15 protein-coding genes are annotated in these 18,312 nt (G+C 67.3%); 9 read left to right on the top strand and 6 right to left on the bottom strand.

Annotation, left to right across the window (positions count from 1 at the left end):
- Positions 1 to 8: 8 nt before the first annotated feature.
- Positions 9 to 2,648 (top strand): bifunctional FO biosynthesis protein CofGH, encoded by a 2,640-nt coding sequence (locus OQ789_RS14735; RefSeq protein ID WP_324686675.1) that lies wholly within the window; start codon positions 9 to 11, stop codon positions 2,646 to 2,648.
- 160 nt (positions 2,649 to 2,808) lie between these two features.
- On the opposite strand, the gene OQ789_RS14730 is transcribed toward OQ789_RS14735, so the two are convergent.
- The gene (locus OQ789_RS14730) at positions 2,809 to 3,132 is read right to left on the bottom strand and encodes a hemophore-related protein (protein WP_324686674.1); all 324 of its coding nucleotides are present in this window, start codon (positions 3,130 to 3,132) and stop codon (positions 2,809 to 2,811) included.
- 387 nt (positions 3,133 to 3,519) lie between these two features.
- On the opposite strand from OQ789_RS14730, the gene fdxA reads away from it, so the two are divergent.
- The 6 genes from fdxA to OQ789_RS14700 all read left to right on the top strand — a co-directional run bounded on the left by fdxA (position 3,520) and on the right by OQ789_RS14700 (position 10,617).
- Positions 3,520 to 3,846: a ferredoxin gene (fdxA, locus tag OQ789_RS14725; protein ID WP_324686673.1), complete on the top strand. Its 327-nt coding sequence runs from the start codon at positions 3,520 to 3,522 to the stop codon at positions 3,844 to 3,846.
- 41 nt (positions 3,847 to 3,887) lie between these two features.
- Positions 3,888 to 4,973, top strand: a complete 1,086-nt coding sequence (gene dapC / locus OQ789_RS14720) for a succinyldiaminopimelate transaminase (protein ID WP_324686749.1) — start codon at positions 3,888 to 3,890, stop codon at positions 4,971 to 4,973.
- A gap of 149 nt (positions 4,974 to 5,122) precedes the next feature.
- A complete protein-coding gene (locus OQ789_RS14715) occupies positions 5,123 to 7,528 on the top strand; it encodes an APC family permease (RefSeq protein ID WP_324686672.1) in 2,406 nt (801 codons plus the stop codon).
- 792 nt (positions 7,529 to 8,320) lie between these two features.
- Positions 8,321 to 8,989: an adenylyl-sulfate kinase gene (gene cysC / locus OQ789_RS14710; RefSeq protein WP_324686671.1), complete on the top strand. Its 669-nt coding sequence runs from the start codon at positions 8,321 to 8,323 to the stop codon at positions 8,987 to 8,989.
- A 42-nt stretch (positions 8,990 to 9,031) separates the two neighbouring features.
- Positions 9,032 to 10,291: a sulfate adenylyltransferase gene (gene sat / locus OQ789_RS14705; protein WP_324686670.1), complete on the top strand. Its 1,260-nt coding sequence runs from the start codon at positions 9,032 to 9,034 to the stop codon at positions 10,289 to 10,291.
- Positions 10,288 to 10,617 (top strand): DUF6955 family protein, encoded by a 330-nt coding sequence (locus OQ789_RS14700; RefSeq protein ID WP_324686669.1) that lies wholly within the window; start codon positions 10,288 to 10,290, stop codon positions 10,615 to 10,617. Before sat ends, OQ789_RS14700 begins: the two co-directional genes overlap by 4 nt.
- A 29-nt stretch (positions 10,618 to 10,646) precedes the next feature.
- On the opposite strand, the gene OQ789_RS14695 is transcribed toward OQ789_RS14700, so the two are convergent.
- A complete protein-coding gene (locus OQ789_RS14695) occupies positions 10,647 to 12,242 on the bottom strand; it encodes a PucR family transcriptional regulator (protein WP_324686668.1) in 1,596 nt (531 codons plus the stop codon).
- A gap of 81 nt (positions 12,243 to 12,323) precedes the next feature.
- On the opposite strand from OQ789_RS14695, the gene pruA reads away from it, so the two are divergent.
- The gene (gene pruA / locus OQ789_RS14690; RefSeq protein WP_324686667.1) at positions 12,324 to 13,955 is read left to right on the top strand and encodes an L-glutamate gamma-semialdehyde dehydrogenase; all 1,632 of its coding nucleotides are present in this window, start codon (positions 12,324 to 12,326) and stop codon (positions 13,953 to 13,955) included.
- Positions 13,955 to 14,914 (top strand): proline dehydrogenase family protein, encoded by a 960-nt coding sequence (locus OQ789_RS14685; protein WP_324686665.1) that lies wholly within the window; start codon positions 13,955 to 13,957, stop codon positions 14,912 to 14,914. Before pruA ends, OQ789_RS14685 begins: the two co-directional genes overlap by 1 nt.
- Positions 14,915 to 14,961: 47 nt before the next feature.
- Here OQ789_RS14685 and OQ789_RS14680 read toward each other — a convergent pair whose 3' ends face one another.
- The 4 genes from OQ789_RS14680 to OQ789_RS14665 all read right to left on the bottom strand — a co-directional run bounded on the left by OQ789_RS14680 (position 14,962) and on the right by OQ789_RS14665 (position 18,306).
- A complete protein-coding gene (locus OQ789_RS14680; protein ID WP_324686664.1) occupies positions 14,962 to 15,330 on the bottom strand; it encodes a hypothetical protein in 369 nt (122 codons plus the stop codon).
- A 16-nt stretch (positions 15,331 to 15,346) separates the two neighbouring features.
- Positions 15,347 to 15,760 carry a group 1 truncated hemoglobin gene (locus tag OQ789_RS14675; RefSeq protein WP_324686663.1) on the bottom strand — a complete coding sequence of 138 codons (414 nt, stop codon included), beginning with the start codon at positions 15,758 to 15,760 and terminating at the stop codon, positions 15,347 to 15,349.
- A gap of 870 nt (positions 15,761 to 16,630) precedes the next feature.
- Positions 16,631 to 17,239 (bottom strand): TetR/AcrR family transcriptional regulator, encoded by a 609-nt coding sequence (locus tag OQ789_RS14670; protein WP_324686661.1) that lies wholly within the window; start codon positions 17,237 to 17,239, stop codon positions 16,631 to 16,633.
- Positions 17,236 to 18,306 carry a zinc-binding dehydrogenase gene (locus tag OQ789_RS14665; RefSeq protein ID WP_324686660.1) on the bottom strand — a complete coding sequence of 357 codons (1,071 nt, stop codon included), beginning with the start codon at positions 18,304 to 18,306 and terminating at the stop codon, positions 17,236 to 17,238. Before OQ789_RS14665 ends, OQ789_RS14670 begins: the two co-directional genes overlap by 4 nt.
- Positions 18,307 to 18,312 lie beyond the last annotated feature (6 nt).

The raw sequence follows: 18,312 nt of genomic DNA, 5'->3' as shown, positions 1-18,312 counted from the left end.
GATTTCACATGTTGGGACGCGCGGATGAAATTCGATCGTCGGGGAGTTACACGAAGGTGCTGTTGACTCCGGGCGAGGAGCCTGTCGCTCTGCCTAACCCTGCGGTTCCGGCCAAGTCCTCCGCCGACGTCAGCGCCTCGGCGCTGCGACGGGTACTGCGGCGGGCCCGGGATGGCGTCGCGCTCAACGTCGACGAGGCGGCGGTCGCGATGACCGCGCGCGGGTCGGATCTGTCGGATCTGTGCGCCAGCGCGGCGCGGGTGCGCGACGCGGGACTGGAGTCGGCCGGACGGCGCGGCCCCGGCGGCGGGATGCCGATCACCTACTCGCGCAAGGTTTTCATCCCGGTCACCCACCTGTGCCGGGACAGCTGTCACTACTGCACCTTCGTCACCGTCCCGGGCAAGCTGCGTGCCCAAAAGGCCGGCATGTACCTCGAGCCCGACGAGATCGTCGACATCGCTCGCCGCGGAGCCGAACTCGGTTGCAAGGAAGCACTATTCACCCTCGGTGATCGGCCCGAGGATCGCTGGACGGAGGCGAGCGAGTGGCTGGAGTCGCGTGGCTACGACTCCACGCTGTCCTATGTGCGGGCGATGGCGATCCGGGTGCTCGAGGAGACCGGGCTGTTGCCGCACCTGAACCCCGGCGTGATGAGCTGGTCGGAGATGGCGCGGCTCAAGCCCGTGGCGCCGTCGATGGGCATGATGCTCGAGACGACCTCGCGGCGGCTGTTCGAGACGAAAGGGCTTGCGCACTACGGCAGCCCGGACAAAGACCCCGCGGTGCGCCTGCGCGCGCTGACCGACGCGGGCCGGTTGTCGATTCCGTTCACCACCGGCCTGCTGGTCGGCATCGGCGAGACCCTTGCCGAACGCGCCGACACCTTGCATGCGATTCGTAAGTCGCACAAGGAGTTCGGCCACGTGCAGGAAGTGATTGTGCAGAACTTCCGGGCCAAGGAACACACCGCGATGGCCGCCGTTCCCGACGCCGGCATCGAGGATTACCTTGCGACCGTGGCGGTCGCGCGACTGGTGCTGGGGCCGGGGATGCGCATTCAGGCGCCACCCAACCTGGTGTCGCGTGACGAGTGCCTGGCGCTGATCGGCGCCGGAGTCGACGACTGGGGCGGGGTGTCGCCCCTGACGCCCGACCACGTCAACCCGGAGCGGCCGTGGCCGGCGCTGGACGAATTGGCCGCCGTCACCGCCCAAGCCGGTTACGAGCTGGTCCAGCGGCTCACCGCACAACCCAGGTACGTGCAGGCGGGTTCGGCCTGGATCGACCCGCGCGTACGCGCGCATGTGACGGCGCTGGCCGATCCGGCGACCGGACTGGCCCGCGACGTCAACCCGGTGGGGATGGCCTGGCAGGAGCCCGACGACGTCGGCTCCTCGGGCCGGGTCGACCTCAACGCGGCGATCGACAGCGAGGGCCGCAACACCGAAACCCGCAGCGACATCGACAGCGCCTTCGGCGACTGGGAGTCGATCCGCGCGCGGGTCCACGAACTGGCCGCCGAGGGCGCCAAAGCGCCGCAGCGGATGGACACCGACGTGCTCGCCGCGCTGCGCTCCGCCGAACGCGACCCCGCCGGCTGCTCCGACAGCGAATACCTGTCGCTGGCGACGGCCGAAGGTCCGGCGCTGGAAGCCGTTGCCGCGCTTGCGGATCTGCTGCGTCAGGAGGCCATCGGCGACGACGTGACCTTCGTGGTGAACCGCAACATCAACTTCACCAACATCTGCTACACCGGGTGCCGGTTCTGTGCGTTCGCGCAGCGCAAGGGCGACGCCGACGCGTACTCCCTGTCCACCGCCGAGGTCGCCGACCGCGCGTGGGAGGCGCACGTGCAAGGCGCCACCGAGGTGTGCATGCAGGGCGGCATCGACCCCGAGTTGCCGGTCACCGGCTACGCCGACCTGGTTCGGGCCGTCAAAGCGCGGGTGCCCTCGATGCATGTGCACGCGTTCTCCCCGATGGAGATCGCCAACGGAGTAACCAAGAGCGGGTTGAGCATTCGTGAATGGCTGATCAGCTTGCGCGAAGCGGGCCTGGGCACCATTCCGGGCACCGCCGCCGAGATCCTGGACGACGAGGTGCGCTGGGTGCTGACCAAGGGCAAGCTGCCGACGTCGCTGTGGATCGAGATCGTCAGCACCGCACACGAAGTGGGACTGCGGTCGTCTTCGACCATGATGTACGGCCATGTCGACAGCCCCCGGCACTGGGTCGGCCACCTCAACGTGCTGCGTGACATCCAGGACCGCACCGGCGGGTTCACCGAATTCGTGCCGCTGCCGTTCGTGCATCAGAGCTCACCGCTGTACCTGGCCGGCGCGTCGCGGCCCGGGCCCACCCACCGTGACAATCGGGCGGTGCACGCGCTGGCGCGAATCATGTTGCACGGCCGTATTTCTCAGATCCAGACCAGCTGGGTCAAGCTCGGTGTCGAGCGCGCCCGGGTGATGCTGCGCGGTGGCGCGAACGATTTGGGCGGCACGTTGATGGAGGAGACGATCTCGCGGATGGCCGGTTCGGAACACGGCTCGGCCAAGACGGTGGCGGAACTGACCGCGATCGCCGAGGGCATCGGTCGCCCGGCGCGTCAGCGCACGACCGACTACACGACCTTGGCCGCGTAGTTCGCTTTTTGCACAGGCAAACCGGCGCGGTCGCGAGCGCGCTGCCGGGGAGGGCCGTGGGCCCACCACTGCATCACGCATCCGCAACCGCGCCGGTGTAAAAGCCGCGGGTCGGGTGCGCCGCCCGCTCAGCGGTTGCCGAGCGGGCGTGCCGGTCGACTTAGTAGTTGTTGCAGACGGTGGCGACTTGCTGGATGGTCCCCATGAACGCAGCGGCCTGCGGCATGGCTTGGATCTCCTGCTCCATCTGCACGCGCTTCGCCGGCGGGGCGGCGAGGAACTTGCGCAAGTAGCTCTGCGCCATCGGCGATTGGTTGAATTGCTGGGCCGTGGCCGGGTCCGTCGCGTTAAGCGCGGCCATGACCTGCCCGTAGTTACACGTCGTGTCGGTGACCGGGTCGGCGGACGCCACCCCGGCCGCGGCGGTCAGCGCCACCGCCGCGCTGCCAACGGCAACGCCCAACTTGCTCAACGACAGCCTCATGTGTGTACACCTTCCCCAGTTAATGCACCGCTGCAACGGCGATGACATCTGCCGAGCGGTTGCCGTCTTTCGGTCGAGGTTACCAGGCCCCGCGAGCGTGCCTGTACCGCAACAAATATCGCAGGCCACCGCCCCGGCGTTACTCGATGCAGGTCAGCGGCTCCTTCGCGGCGTTCGCGCACGGCGAACAAGGGTCGCCGGACGGACCGCGAGACTGCCGGTCTTAAATCTATGCTTCGACAGGCGCGCCGAATGGTTGACCTGTATCTGCAACGTCTAGTATCAGTAACCGAAAGCTTCACCGGAAGCGGTGAACCGCCGGTGCGAGCCCGAACAGCAGCCCACAGTTCCGCCCGCCAGATGGCCTAGTACATGGAGGAGACGTCTGTGACGTACACGATCGCCGAACCCTGTGTCGACATCAAGGACAAGGCCTGCATCGAGGAGTGCCCAGTCGACTGCATCTATGAGGGCGGCCGGATGCTCTACATCCACCCCGACGAATGCGTCGACTGCGGGGCGTGCGAGCCCGTCTGCCCCGTCGAAGCGATCTATTACGAAGACGATGTGCCGGACCAGTGGAGCCAGTACACGCAGATCAACGCCGACTTCTTCGCCGAGCTGGGCTCGCCCGGCGGCGCGGCCAAGGTGGGCATGACAGAGAACGACCCGCAAGCGGTCAAGGATCTGCCACCGCAGGGCGAAGGCGACTGAGCCGCCCGGTGCCACAGCCGCTCAAAAAGCGCCGGCCCGCGGTGTCGGTTTCCCTGCCGGAGTTCCCCTGGGACACCCTGGCCGCCGCGAAAGCGCAGGCCGGCGCCCACCCGGACGGAATCGTCGACCTCTCCGTCGGCACCCCGGTCGACCCGGTCGCTCCGGTAATCCAGGAGGCGCTGGCCGCAGCCGCGTGGGCGTCGGGGTATCCCGCCACCGCGGGCACCGCCCGGCTGCGCGAATCGGCCGTTGCCGCCCTGAACCGCCGGTTCGGGGTCACCGGGCTGGCCGAGGCGGCCGTGCTCCCGGTGATCGGCAGCAAGGAGCTCATCGCCTGGCTGCCCACGCTGCTGGGCCTGGGTCCTGCGGATGTGATCGTGGTGCCCGAGCTGGCGTACCCGACCTATGACGTCGGGGCCCGGTTGGCCGGGGCGCGGGTGCTGCGCGCGGATTCGCTGACTCAGCTGGGCCCGCAGGCGCCGTCGCTGTACTACCTGAACTCGCCGAGCAATCCGACCGGGCGCGTCTTGGGGGTCGACCATCTGCGCAAGGTGGTCGGATGGGCCCGCGACCGGGGCTGCGTGGTGGCCTCCGACGAGTGCTATCTGGGGTTGGGCTGGGACGACCGGCCGCTGTCGGTCCTGCACCCCGCGGTGTGCGACGGCGACCACACCGGCCTGATCGCGATCCACTCGCTGTCGAAGAGCTCGTCGCTGGCCGGATACCGGGCCGGGTTCGTCGCCGGGGACGCCGAGCTGATCGCCGAGCTGCTGGCCGTGCGCAAACACGCAGGCATGATGGTGCCCACGCCGGTGCAGGCGGCCATGGTGGCCGCCCTGGACGACGACGCCCACGAACTGGCTCAGCGGGAGCGCTACGCACGGCGTCGCGCCGCCCTGCTCCCCGCGCTGCGCTCGGCGGGGTTCGCCATCGACCACTCCGAGGCCGGCCTCTACCTGTGGGCCACGCGCGGCGAGCGATGCCACGACAGCGTCGGCTGGCTGGCGCAGCGTGGGATCCTGGTGGCGCCAGGTGATTTCTATGGGCCCCGCGGTGCGCAGCATGTGCGGGTTGCGCTGACCGCCGGCGACGAGCGGATCGCGGCGGCCGTGCAGCGGCTCGCCTGACCGGTGACGATGCGCGCCGTGCGGCGGCGCGAGGAGGAGCCGGGCCATGCATCCCGGCCGGGCTGCACCCGCCCACGACGGGGGCCCGTTAGCGTGCACAATGCATCGGAGGCGTTTCACGTTCCCCACCTCGGTTAAGGACGGTGCTCGTGACCAGTTCGACCGGCAAGCTGCGCATCCCGCTTTCGTTGGGGGACATCGCCAAGCGGGTGTTTCTCGGTAAGCCGCTGATCACCGAGGACATCGCGTCCGAGAAGCTGTCGAATTCCGTTGCGCTGGGCGCGCTTTCGCCTGACGCGGTCTCGTCTGTCGCATACGGTCCCGAGCAGATCCTGATCGAGCTCTTGCCCCACGCCGGGCTGGCCGCGTTTTTGCTTCTGCTGCCCATCACCGGTGTCATCCTGCTGATCCTGGTGCTGGTGGCCGCCTCGTATCGGCAGGTGGTGATGGCCTACACCCGAGCCGGCGGGTCGTACATCGTCGCTCGGGACAATTTCGGGCCCAAGGTGGCGCAGATCGCCGCCGCGGCGCTGCTGATCGACTATGTGGTCACCGTCGCCGTGCAGTCGGCGGCCGGCACCGTCGCGGTGGTCTCGGCGATCCCCGCGCTGGGCCCGTACAGCCTCGAACTCACGGTCGCCGTGGTGCTGTTCATCTGCTACGCCAACCTGCGCGGCCTCCGGGAAGCGGGACTGCCGTTCGCGGTGGCGACCTATTCCTTCATCGCCATGGTCGGCCTGACCATCGTGGTCGGCGTGGTCCGCGCCTTCCTCGGGAACCTGCCGGTCTACGATCCCGCCCACCTGCCCGGGACCGTGCCGGTGCATCAGGGCAACGGGTTGGTGCTGGGCGCCACGATTTTGGTGCTGCTGCGCGCGTTCGCCAACGGCGGTTCGTCGCTGACCGGGGTGGAGGCCATCTCCAACACGGTCGACTACTTCCGAAAGCCGCAGGGCCGCAACGCGCGTCGGGTGCTGACCGCGATGGCCACCGTCCTCGGCCTGCTGCTGGCCGGCGTCGCCTACCTGGCCCACGTCACGCACGCCACCCCGTACCTCACGGAGTATCCCTCGGTCTTGTCGCAGATCGGGCGGGCCGTCTTCGGCGGCGGCACGGTGGGCGACGTGTTCTATGTCCTGGTGCAGGCGGCCACCGCCGCCATCTTGTTCACCGGCGCGAACACCAGCTTCAACGGTTTCCCGGCCCTGGCCAGTTTCGTCGCCGAAGACCGCTTCCTGCCCAGGCAGCTCACCAAACGTGGTCATCGCCTGGTGTTTTCGAACGGGATCATCACGCTGACCGCGCTGTCGGTCGCGTTGCTGGTGGCCACCGGCGGGTCGGTGAACGCGCTGGTGCCGTTCTACGCGATCGGCGTGTTCACCGGTTTCTCGATGGCCGGCTACGGGATGACCAAGCACCATCTCACGCATCGGGAACAGGGCTGGCGCCGCCGGCTGGCGATCAACCTGTCCGCGGCGATCCTGTCGACGATCGTGGTGGGAATCTTCGCGGTGGCGAAGTTCACCGAGGGCGCCTGGCTGGTGGTCGTCGTCTTCCCGCTGTTGGTGTTCATGCTGACCCGGCTCAACCGCGAATACCGCGCCGAGGCAGCCATTCTCGAGATGTTCCGCACGGACCGCCCGGAGCTGGTGAAGTACGCGCGGCACCGGGTGTTCGTGTTCGTCGACTCCGTCGACCTCGCTGTGATCGAGGCGCTGCGTTACGGCAGGGGACTGCGCGCCGACGAGCTGATCGCGGTGCATTTCATGGTCGACCCGGCACACGCGGCGCTGCTGCGAAAGCGTTGGGACCATTTCGAACTCGACACTCCGCTGCGGATCGTGGACTGCCCCGACCGCCGGATCAGCCGGGCCGCGCAGCTGCTGGTCGCCAAGGCGCGCGACGAGCACGCGGGCACCAACGTGACGGTGCTGTTGCCGCGACGAACGTTCGCGCCGCTGCTCGGCCGGGTATTGCACGACCGCACCGCCGACAAGATCTCGCGAGCGGTCAGCCTCATTCCCGACGCGGCGGCGACGATCGTGCCCTACGACGTCGAATCGCGGATCCGGGAGGCCTATCCCGACACCCTCGAGCAGCGAATCGGTCAGGGAGTCGACAAGATCGAGGCGTGGGTGTCGAAGGATGAGGACGAGAATGTCGACGCCTACGAACACCCGGATCGGCCGCGGTCGGTGATCATGGTGGCCGGCCTGATCTCCGGGCAGCGCGCCAGCATCGAGGGGCGCGTCAACGAGGTCCAAGACGTTACGAACCGAGGCCGGACCCACCGGCAGATCGTCATCGGCGACAGCACCGGCGAAATGACGGTCTCCTTCCGCCCGGGGCACGGGGGCGCCGACATCCAGCCCGGTCAGGTGCTGCGGATCACCGGGAAGGCCCGCCAGAGCGGCACCCGCGCGATATCCATGCTCGATCCGGCGTACCAGGTCGTCGAGGATCCCGCGAAGGAGGCCGGGCAGTCCGAGGAGGCCGAGGAGTCCGGAAAGGCCGGAGCAGCCGCGAAGGATTCCGAAATCGCCGGCGATACGTAGCGGCGCGCGGTGGCGCCGCCCGAGCGACCCGAGCCGGGCGCGTCGGCAATTTGCGCGCGCCTTGAGTCAAACCCAACCGACGGCGGCCGGACAACCCGAACGAGAGTTGTACAGAACATCAACAGCTAACGCTGCCGGCATGTCGAAGGCGCGTGCAGCCCCGAACTCCATGGGAGGCCGGACTTCTGGTATTGGGCACGATCGCATGCCGTTCTAGAGGCAACGATTACGAACACCCGGTGCAGGACTCGGCGGGCCGCGCGCCCGGGCGGCTCCTCGGCAGGCCGGCTACCGTGCGGGGCGAGATGCCGGTGCCGCGCAGCCGATGCCGGCGCGTTACCGGGTGTCGTGCCGCCCGCCGTCGCGCGGCGTTTCCGCCGACCACGCACGGATCGCGCGGCCCCACCGACCGCCAGTGCATTTGCTCGAATACCCGAGAGCGAATCCGGCTGGCGCGGGCGCGCCCGTGGCGCACAAAACCCACGTAAATTGGCCATCTTTACTTGTGGACTGGTTCTAATCCGGATTCATTGATAGACAATACGGTGAAGGTGTGGGGCCAGGATCGAAGCGGCGAGCTTGCGGCGCCGAAGCCGGGCATCGGTGTCGGGTCCGGGACATTGTCCGGCGGAGCCGAGGCGATGTCCTCCCGGCCACCAACGCTGCGACCGTGATGTGAAGGATGTTAAGTGGCCGTGAGGGTTTCGTCACTGTCTGCGATCGACGCGGGTCGACTCCCGCGTTGCGCGACGCACCCTTGCGCGGCCGAGACGCGGTGAACAGGAGCTGGCAATGTCGAACAACATCACCTGGCACGACCATCAGATCAGCCGCGCCGAGCGCGAGGGTCTCAACGGCCACAAGGGCTGCGTCATCTGGTTCACCGGCCTGAGCGGCAGCGGCAAGAGCACGGTGGCCAACGCCGTCGAGCAGAAGCTCCACGCCAGGCGGATCCGCAGCTACCTGCTGGACGGCGACAACGTCCGCTACGGGCTCAACGCCGGACCGGATCTGCTCGAGGAGCGACACGGCCCGGAGTTCGCGAAGCGGTTCGGCCTGGGATTTTCCGCTCAGGATCGTGAAGAGAACATCCGTCGTATCGGCGCGGTCGCCAAGCTGTTCTGCGAGTCCGGCACCATCGCGCTGACGGCCTTCATCAGCCCCTACTTTCGCGATCGTGACGCGATCCGGGCGACCCTGGATGACGGGGATTTTCAGGAGATCTTCATCGACACCCCCATCGAGGTCTGCGAGCAACGCGATCCCAAGGGGCTCTACAAGAAGGCCCGGGCCGGCGAGATCAAGGGGTTCACCGGGATCGACGATCCCTACGAAGCGCCGCCGCGGCCGGAGTTGCGGCTCGAGGGCGGCACAAAGGACGCGGACACGCTGGCCGATGAGGTGATCGCCCATCTCGAACGGGTGGGCGTCATGTCGGCCACGGTCCGGCGAGATGCATAACGGGCAGGTCCGGCGGCGACGCACCGAAACGAGGTCATTGTCATGAGCTATCAGGGTCATAACGGGAAGCCGATCGTGGAACGGGTGTCCACGGAGAATGCGGCGGGTCAGATCGACGGGCTGGCACGCATCCCGATCTCCAAGGCCACCGCACACGAGGTCATCAGCCTGTCCTACGGGTTCTTCACCCCGCTCTCGGGGTTCATGGGCCGGCGCGAGGTGGACGGCACGCTCGACAAGTTCCAGCTGTCCGACGGCACGCTGTGGAGCATCCCGATCGTCTTCGACCTGTCGGCCGAAGACGTCGAGAAGTTCGGGGTGAAAGAGGGCCAAAGCGTCGTCCTCGAATATCACGACGCCCCGATGGCGCTGTTCGAGGTCTCCGAGATCTACGAGTACGACTTGGAGCGCATGGCCGAAAAAACCTACGGCACTACCGATCCGCGGCATCCGGGCGTCAAGAAGACGTTGGCTTACGCGAATCGGTTCATCGGCGGCGACATCACCCTCATCAACGAGCCGGTGTTCAACGAACCCTTCAAGAGCTTCTGGCTCACGCCGCGGCAGCACCAGGACGCGCTGGCGGAAAGGACCTGGAAGCGCACCGTCGCCCATCAAACCCGAAACGTCCCGCACAGCGGTCACGAAGCCTTGATGAAGCAGGCGTGGCTGGCCGCGAACGAGGATCAGCCCGTCGACAACCTGAACACGGGCGTACTGGTCAACGCCATCATCGGCCAGAAGCGTGTCGGGGACTACATCGACGAAGCAATCCTGTTGACGCAGAACGAGTTACGCACAAGCGGATATTTCCGCGAGGACATCCACCTGGTGTCGTTCACGCTGTGGGACATGCGCTACGCGGGACCCCGGGAAGCGATCTTCCACGCGATCCTGCGGACGAACCTCGGCTGCACGCATCACATGTTCGGACGCGACCACGCCGGCGTTGGCGATTTCTACCACCCCTACGATTCGCAGAACATCCTCAAGCAATACCGCAGCGAGCTGGGGATCAAGCCGGTGTTCCTGCGGGAGAACTGGTACTGCCCGGTATGTCAGGAGGTCACAAACTCCGCCCTGTGCGGTCATGACGACCAGTCACAAAGCTTCAGCGGCAGCCTGATTCGAAGCATCCTGACCGACGAGGTCAAGCCGACCCAAAAGGTGATGCGGCATGAGGTATTCGAAGTCGTGATGGACTGCGCCGCCAAGTACGGCCAGGGCTCGCCGTTCGTCACCGAGCAATATCTGAAAGACAGGTTGCCGGTCTTCACGCTGAACCCATTGGAGCACTCATGAGCACTGGCGAAAAGAAGATCAAGGTCAACGTCTGGATCAACGAGGAACGGTTGGAGGCGTTGGCCAACGCCGGCATGGCAAACCTGGCGGTCGAGGCGTTCGCCGGGATGAAGCTGCTGGAGATCTACACCACCGAAGAGCAGAAAGACGTTCTGCTGCAGCGCTTTCCCGGAGCGAAGTACGACTCGGCCACGACCCGCTCGATCGAACTGCTCCCGAAGCAGGCCAAGGACAGGCTGCTCGAGTTGTCCATTAAGATGCACTCCACCGGCCCTGATGTGGTGGGCCGCTTTCTGGAGGAGTCCGAGACCGCCAACAGCCGGTAGCGAGGCGTCATTCCCCCGGCCGAAGGCGGTCAGGCGAACTGCTGGACCCGTAGGCTGAGCGAAAACAGCAGTCGCACATCGGGATCGGCCAGCGACGTGGACAACAACTTCTCGATCCGGCGCACCCGGTAGCGAACCGTGTTCGGGTGTACTCGCAACGACCGTGCGGCCTTGGCAATGTCGCCGAAGGCGTCCAGGTAGGTTCGCAGCGTCTCGGCCAGCACCGGGTCATCGTCGCGCAGCGCCACGATCCGGGGGTCGATCAATCGCTTGTCGCCGCCGATCAGGGTCACGATTTCGTCGAGCAGTACGGCGGTACGCGCTTCGGCCAAAGACGTCACCTGCCCGAACGAAATGGGGTGTCGCTCGGCGCTGTTCAGCACGCGATCGACCTCGCTGCGCGCCGCCGCGGCCCTGGCGAGGCCGCCGATCGGCGCGGCGATGGCCGCCCTCAGCTCGACCCCGAGTTCGGCGCGCATGGCGCCGACGGTGCCGTGCACCCACGAGGTGACCGAGCGGTTCTGCGTGTGCGGGAGAAGCACATACGTTCGCGCACCGGACGACGCGACCTGGGCGTCACGACGAAAAGCGCTGGCGCTCAGCGCGATGACGTCAGCGATCCGAGTGTGACGCGGCGAACCGTCCGCCACGTCCCAACCGATCAGAGCCGCGTCGCCGTCGGCGGCAAGGCCGAGTTCGCCGGCGATTGCGGCGACGTCGAGGTGCCCGACCGCCTCCGCGTCGGCCAGGCCGAGCAGCTGCTGAACCCGGCGGGCGTGTGTGGACGGCCGGGCCGCCAGCCTCGACATGATGCGCGCGGCCAGCACGGCCGCGCCCCGCACCATCTCCTCGGCGTCGTCGGCCAATGGTTGCGAGCCCTGCTGCACCCAGATGGTTCCGGCGAACACCGGAGGTCGCCGCGCGTCCGGTGCGGGCTGGTAGATCCCGACCGCCAGTCGCGGGCGCAGCCCCAGCTCGGGCCGCTCGGCGACGCGGACCACGTCACCGCCCGACCGCAGCGCGTCGAAGATGCCCCACTGGCCGATCCACTCGAGATGTTCGGGCGGGCCTGCCCTGCCCAGGATGGACAGGCGGCGCAGCTCGTCGGCTTCGTCGTTGGAGGCGGAGTACGCCAGGACGTGCGATTGGGCGTTTTCGATGCTGACCATGCCGTGGATGCGGTCGGCGAGTGACTGCGACAGGCCGAACAGGTCGGTACCCGAGTCGTCCATCGCGTCCGTGCGGTCCCCGTGATGCTCGAGCACGTGGTTGACCAGCTGATAGAGGCGTTCCCAGCGGGCCCGTGGATCGGCGGCCACCACGGCCGAGCCAGCCGCAACTGCCTTGGCCACCAATGCATTCGACGGTTCTTTGGCGAAGATGGCCACCGGCACGCGTTCGCGCGCCTGCTTGTCCACCCACCGCAGCGCCTCGTCGTCGGCCACGCCCAACAGGAAGAAGACGTCGGCCGAGCCCGCGGCGGCCGCCAGCCCGAGCCGCACGTCATCGGAGTCGATCAGCGCCGCCGAGCCCACCGGTAGGTCCAGGCCCCGTGGCGCGTCGACCAGGCTCACCAGGGTTGCGTCCAAGGCGAGTAACAGCTGGCCCAGCCCCACACCGGACATTGTCCGATCATACTATTACTACCGGTCTACGTTGTCTGATCGGCTAATTCCTCGCCCTGCCGCGGCGAGGATCCTTGCAAGATGGACGCGATAACCCAGGTCCCGATGCCGGCCAACGAGCCGGTCCACGACTACGCACCGCACTCCCCGGAACGCACCCGCCTGACGGCCACCCTCGCCGAGCTCGCGGGTCGAGCCGTCGACCTCCCGCACGTCATCGGCGGTGTCCACCGCATGGGCGACGGCGAACGCATCGACGTCGTCCAGCCGCACCGGCACGCCGCCAAGCTGGGCACGCTCACCAACGCCGGACACCACGACGCGACAGCGGCGATCGACGCGGCGATGGCCGCGAAGAACGCCTGGGCGGCAATGCCGTTCGACGAGCGCGCCGCGGTGTTCCTGCGCGCCGCCGACCTGCTGGCCGGGCCGTGGCGGGCAAAGATCGCCGCCGCAACGATGCTCGGCCAATCGAAGTCGGTCTACCAGGCCGAGATCGACTCGCCGTGCGAGCAGATCGACTTCTGGCGATTCAACGTGGCGTTCGCGCGGCAGATCCTGGCGCAGCAGCCTCTCAGCGGGCCGGGTGAGTGGAATCGCAGTGAATACCGCCCACTGGACGGTTTCGTGTATGCGATCACGCCGTTCAACTTCACCTCCATCGCGGGCAATCTGCCCACCGCCCCGGCGCTGATGGGCAACACCGTGGTGTGGAAACCCTCAATCACCCAGACGTTTTCGGCCTACCTGACCATGCAGTTGCTCGAGGCCGCGGGGTTGCCACCCGGGGTGATCAACCTGGTGACCGGAGATGGCCTCGCCGTCTCGGAGGTGGCGCTGGCCGATCCGCGGCTGGCCGGCATCCACTTCACCGGATCGACGGCCACCTTCGGGCACCTGTGGCAGCAGGTGGGCGCGAATATCAATCGCTACCAGAGCTATCCGCGGCTGGTCGGCGAGACCGGCGGCAAGGACTTCGTCGTAGCGCACGCCTCGGCGCGCCCGGACGTGTTGTGCACGGCGCTGATTCGCGGTGCGTTCGACTACCAGGGCCAGAAATGCTCGGCGGCGTCGCGGGCGTTCGTCGCGCAGTCGGTGTGGCGCCGTATGGGCGACGACTTCCTGGGCAAGACGGCCGCGCTGCGCTACGGCGACGTCACCGACCTGACCAACTACGGGGGGGCGCTGATCGACCGGCGCGCCTTCATCAAGAACGTCGACGCCATCGAGCGCGCCAAGGGCGCGGCGCACGTCACCATCGCCGTCGGTGGCGAATACGACGACAGCGAAGGCTATTTCGTGCGCCCCACGGTGCTGCTGTCCGACGACCCGGCCGACGAGTCTTTCGCGACGGAATACTTCGGCCCGCTGCTGTCGGTGCACGTCTACCCCGACGCCGATTACGAGCGGATCCTCGACGTCGTCGACACCGGGTCCCGCTACGCGCTGACCGGCGCGGTGATCGCCGACGATCGCGGCGCCGTGCTAACCGCCCAGGACCGCCTGCGGTTCGCCGCCGGAAATTTCTACGTCAACGACAAGCCCACCGGTGCGGTCGTCGGGCGCCAGCCGTTCGGCGGGTCGCGCGGCTCGGGCACCAACGACAAGGCCGGATCGATGCTGAACATGTTGCGCTGGACATCTGCCCGCACCATCAAGGAGACCTTCGTCCCGGCAACCGACCACACCTATCCGCATATGGGCGCCGACTGATGGCCGGGCTGTTCGCCGCCACCCTGCGCCCGGCGATCATGGCCGCGAGCCGCCGCGAGGGCTTGCGCCGCACCGCCGAAAGGCTGTCGGTGACCCGTAAAGTGGTGCACCGCTTCGTGCCCGGGGAGACGATCGATTCCGTGCTGAAAAGCGCTGCCGCCCTGCGCGATTCGGGCCGCTTCGTCAGCGTCGACTATCTGGGCGAGGACGTCGCCGACGCCGATGACGCCGACGCAGCCGTGCGGACCTATCTGGATCTGATCGACGGGCTGGGTGGGCTCGGCGCGCGCGGCGGCGCGGTCCGGCCTGTGGAGGTCTCGGTCAAGCTGTCGGCGCTGGGGCAGTCGCTGGGACGCGACGGGCACAAGATCGCGCGAGAGAACGCCTGGTCGATCTGCGCCGCGGCCCGGCGTGCGGGGGTGTGGGTGACCGTCGACGCCGAGAGCCACACCACCACGGATTCGACGCTGCGCATCGTGCGCGACCTGCGGACCGAATTTCCTTGGCTGGGCCTGGTGTTGCAGGCTTACCTGCGGCGCACCCTGGACGACTGCGAGGAGTTCGCCGCCTCCGGCGCGCGGGTCAGGCTGTGCAAGGGCGCCTACGACGAACCGGCCTCGCTGGCGTACCGCGATCCGACCGAGGTGACCGACTCCTACCTGGCCTGCCTGCGGGTGCTGATGGCCGGGTCCGGCTACCCGATGGTGGCCTCCCACGATCCTGCGATCATCGGCGCGGTACCCGCATTGGCACGCGAATCGTGCGGCCGCAGTCGCGAATTCGAGTACCAAATGCTGTATGGCATCCGCGACGACGAGCAGCGGCGGCTCGTGGCCGCCGGCAACCGGCTGCGGGTCTACGTCCCGTTCGGTACCCAGTGGTACGGCTACTTCATGCGGCGGCTGGCCGAAAGGCCGGCCAATCTGACGTTTTTCCTGCGGGCGCTGCGCCCGCGTTGACCCGGCCGCGCCGCAGACGATTACGGCAGTGTGGCGAGCCTGGTGGCTCAGGGCACCGCCGGCTCATCTCGGGGAACGTCGATCTCCTGGGCCGGCAACGGCATTGGCACTAATGGTCGTCCACAGTTGCGGTGGCCGACACAGCCGCAGTTGAGGCCGATGATACAACCATGCAGAGCGGCGGCTCCGCCATCGTCGGTGGTCCCTGCCTGCGGAGCCGGAAGCGGGTTTGCCTGCCACACGCTGGACGAAGCGGTGTTGGGTGCCATTCTTTCGTTCGCCGAGATGCCGGTGCCGCTTTCGCATCCAATCGCTGAGGCCAGCATGGCTGCACCACCGAAAAGCGCGATCGTCGTCCTGACTCCGGATTTCCTCAGACTCCCGCGTTCTTTCACTCTTCTGTTCTCCTTTTTCATTTCAGGTCAACGGTATTCATCCGCGCGCGGGGTCGGAAACCGCGGGCCGTGAACCGACCGATGACAGGCATGGCTCTTCGGTGACGATGTCGTCGGCCAGCGGTGCGATGGCCGAGATGATCGCCAGAACGATTGGTGGGGGAACGCAAGCGGCGACGAGCGCGTCGGTGAGGTGGTCGAGGACACGGTAGAAGTGCCGTCGGCCGATGTTGCGGCCGCGGTGTGCCTGTGCCATGGACAGTCCGGTGTACTTCTGCGGTCCGCCCAATGTGGCCGCGAAGAACTCGACCTGCCTGCGTTTGAGGTCATCGGTATCCGTGTTGTGGAAGTAGCCGCTCAGCCGAAAGTCGGCGAGGACGCGTTTGTAGAAATCGTCTACGACTGCAATCAAGGCGGCTTCCCCGCCGAGTTTCTGGTAGATGCTGGTCATCCGAAGTTCTCCTAACGGGTTGCGCGGTGTGTGAGTTCGTCGATACCGAAATTCCGCCGGCGCCAAACGCGCATGATGGATCGACACATCTGCGTTAGCCGCAAGCTGGTGAGGGTGGGATCAGGTTGGGCCCACGGCTGACTGGGATCAGCGCCGGCGTAAGAGGCTGCCCCTGGTAACCGCTGAATCGGCGTGGGGGTGAATCGATGGCACGCGGTAGCTGAGATCGGCCCATGAGCCGGCCACCGTCGCATAGACATCACTGCCCTGCGTTGACCGGATCAGCGTCGAGCGATGCAGAACCTCGTCAAAATATCCTGACCTGCAAGAAAAGTGGGCGCACCGCAGCCGGCGCCTTCGGGCCGCCGATCCGACGGGGATAGCGCAATTGCCACTGGAGACCCTGGCGTCACGGGCAGCGCGCGAAGCGACATCGGCAGCCGGGCCGGATTGTGGTCTATGGTCGCGACAGCGTGGGAGCACTCGTCTGACCAGCCAAGGTCAAGATACGGGTGCTCGCCGCGATCACTGGCAGTAGCAGGCTCCCAGCCCACGGAGGTAGTCAACGCGCGCGGTGCGTCAGCCGCAGCGGACTGAGCCCAAGCGGTCTGCGACTGGGCCACGCCGGATCCGACGAGGCCGGCGAACAACGCCACCACAGCTGCGATGACAACCAGCGGCCGCAACCGCTGCGCTCTGCCTCCGTCGTTGAACCGCACAATGGCACCAGTCTAACAATCGCCGGTGTGGCTGTGTGAAACACCGGCCGAATTCATATGTGCCGACGCGTCTGGCAGGCCGGCGGTGAGCGCGGAACTCGGTGTCCGGCCGCGCAATTTGTCAGCGCTGCCGATCACCGGGTGCAGTTCGCTAACCGCGACGCGGCCGCGGACGGTCGCTCCCGAAGCCGCGCACCACGTGGGCGCGCACGAATTCCGCGGCCACGTCAGGATCATCCATGTCCAGCGTGGAGGACGGGGTGCTGAAAAGGGAGAACAGGATGCGCGCGAACCATTCGCCGGCAGCCTCGATGTCGAGCTCCTTGCGCACCTCGCCGGTGAGCCGGGCGGCCGCCAGGTAGGGCGCGAAGAACTCGACGCATTCGCGCAGCAGCACGGCGGCGTCCTTGGTCAGCAGCAGGCTGATCGCGTCCTCGTCGAAGTACTTCTCGGACGCGATGACCCGCCGCGCCTGGGTGACGAAAACAGCTGCCGAACACAGCTTGTCCTCTAACGTGCCGCCGCGGTCCATCGCCTTGGACATCTCCCGGTAGAACCGCTCCGACGCGTGTTCGGCGCACGCCTCGACGATCGAGGCCTTGTCGGAAAAGTATTCGTAGACGGTGCTGCGGGACACCCCGGCCTGCTTGGCGATGTCGACGATGGTCGCCCGCTGCAGGCCCTGCTTGCCGAAGCACGCGAACGCGGAATCCACGATGAGATCGCGGGTGTCGGTCACCGGGGCCGCATGAGTCGTCACGGAATCAGCGCTCCCCGCGGTACCAGCCCGGCATCGGCCGAGGCGAACGCGGCGTTGACGTCGGCCAGATGGAACGGCGTGGGCATCAGCCGCTCGAACGGAAAGCTGGTGTGCCGCAAGAACGACAGACCGGTGACCAGGGTGACGGGGTCGTACAGCATCACGCCGCGCACGGACTTGTTGCCGTAGACCAGCGCGCTGGGGTCGAGCTCGAAGGTGCATCCCATCCCGACGTTGCCGACCTCGAGCAGGGTGCCGCCGTTGTTGAGAAACCCGATCCCCTCCGGGATGACCCCCGGCACGCCGACGACCTCGAGCACCCAGTCCGCACCGATGCCGTCGGTGTGTCGGCGCACCCGCTCGGTGAGCTCCGCGGCCGAGAGGCCGTCGGCGTCGATGCAGTGCGTGGCGCCGAAGCCGGCGGCGACGTCGAGTCGTTCGGCGATCTTGTCGATGACGATCACCGCGGCCGCACCCGCCGTTCGCGCCACCGCCGCCGCGTTGATTCCCAGTCCGCCGGCGCCCTGGATGACGACGGTGTCCCCGAGCCGCACTTCGCGCAGCGCGAAAAGCACCTGGGCCAGTGCGCAATTCAGCGGCGCGACGGCCTCGTCGGCCAGGTCGGGGGGAACTTTGTACAACGGCTGTCTGCGGCTGGTGTAGTAGTACTCGCCGTAGGCGGCGACGAAGTGCGGCGCCTGTTCGTGGCTGCGGTATTCGCCGGCCATCAGGTTCTGGCAGGCATAGGACCGTCCCCGCGCGCACGCGTGACAACTGCCACAGAACCAGAAGTACGGCGCCACCACACGATCGCCGACGGCCAGCGGCTGACCGGTGGCGTCGGTGGTCAGGCCCTCGCCGAGTTCGGCTATTTCGCCGACCATTTCGTGACCTATGGCGAACGGGCACGGCAGTGGTAGCTCGCCGCGAAAGATGTGCAGGTCGGATCCGCAGATACCGGCCATCCGCAGCCGCAGCGCGGCAGTGCCCGGCGCCGGTGTGGTCAAGGGGAATTCGGCCAGCTCGATGGGCCCACCGTGCGCGGTCAGGATCGCCAGCCTCGGCATGACAAA

The organism is Mycobacterium sp. 94-17, assembly GCF_035617725.1.
Taxonomy (GTDB): domain Bacteria; phylum Actinomycetota; class Actinomycetes; order Mycobacteriales; family Mycobacteriaceae; genus Mycobacterium.
Note: the sequence above shows the minus strand (reverse complement) of the source record. Positions and strands in the feature narration are given on the sequence as shown.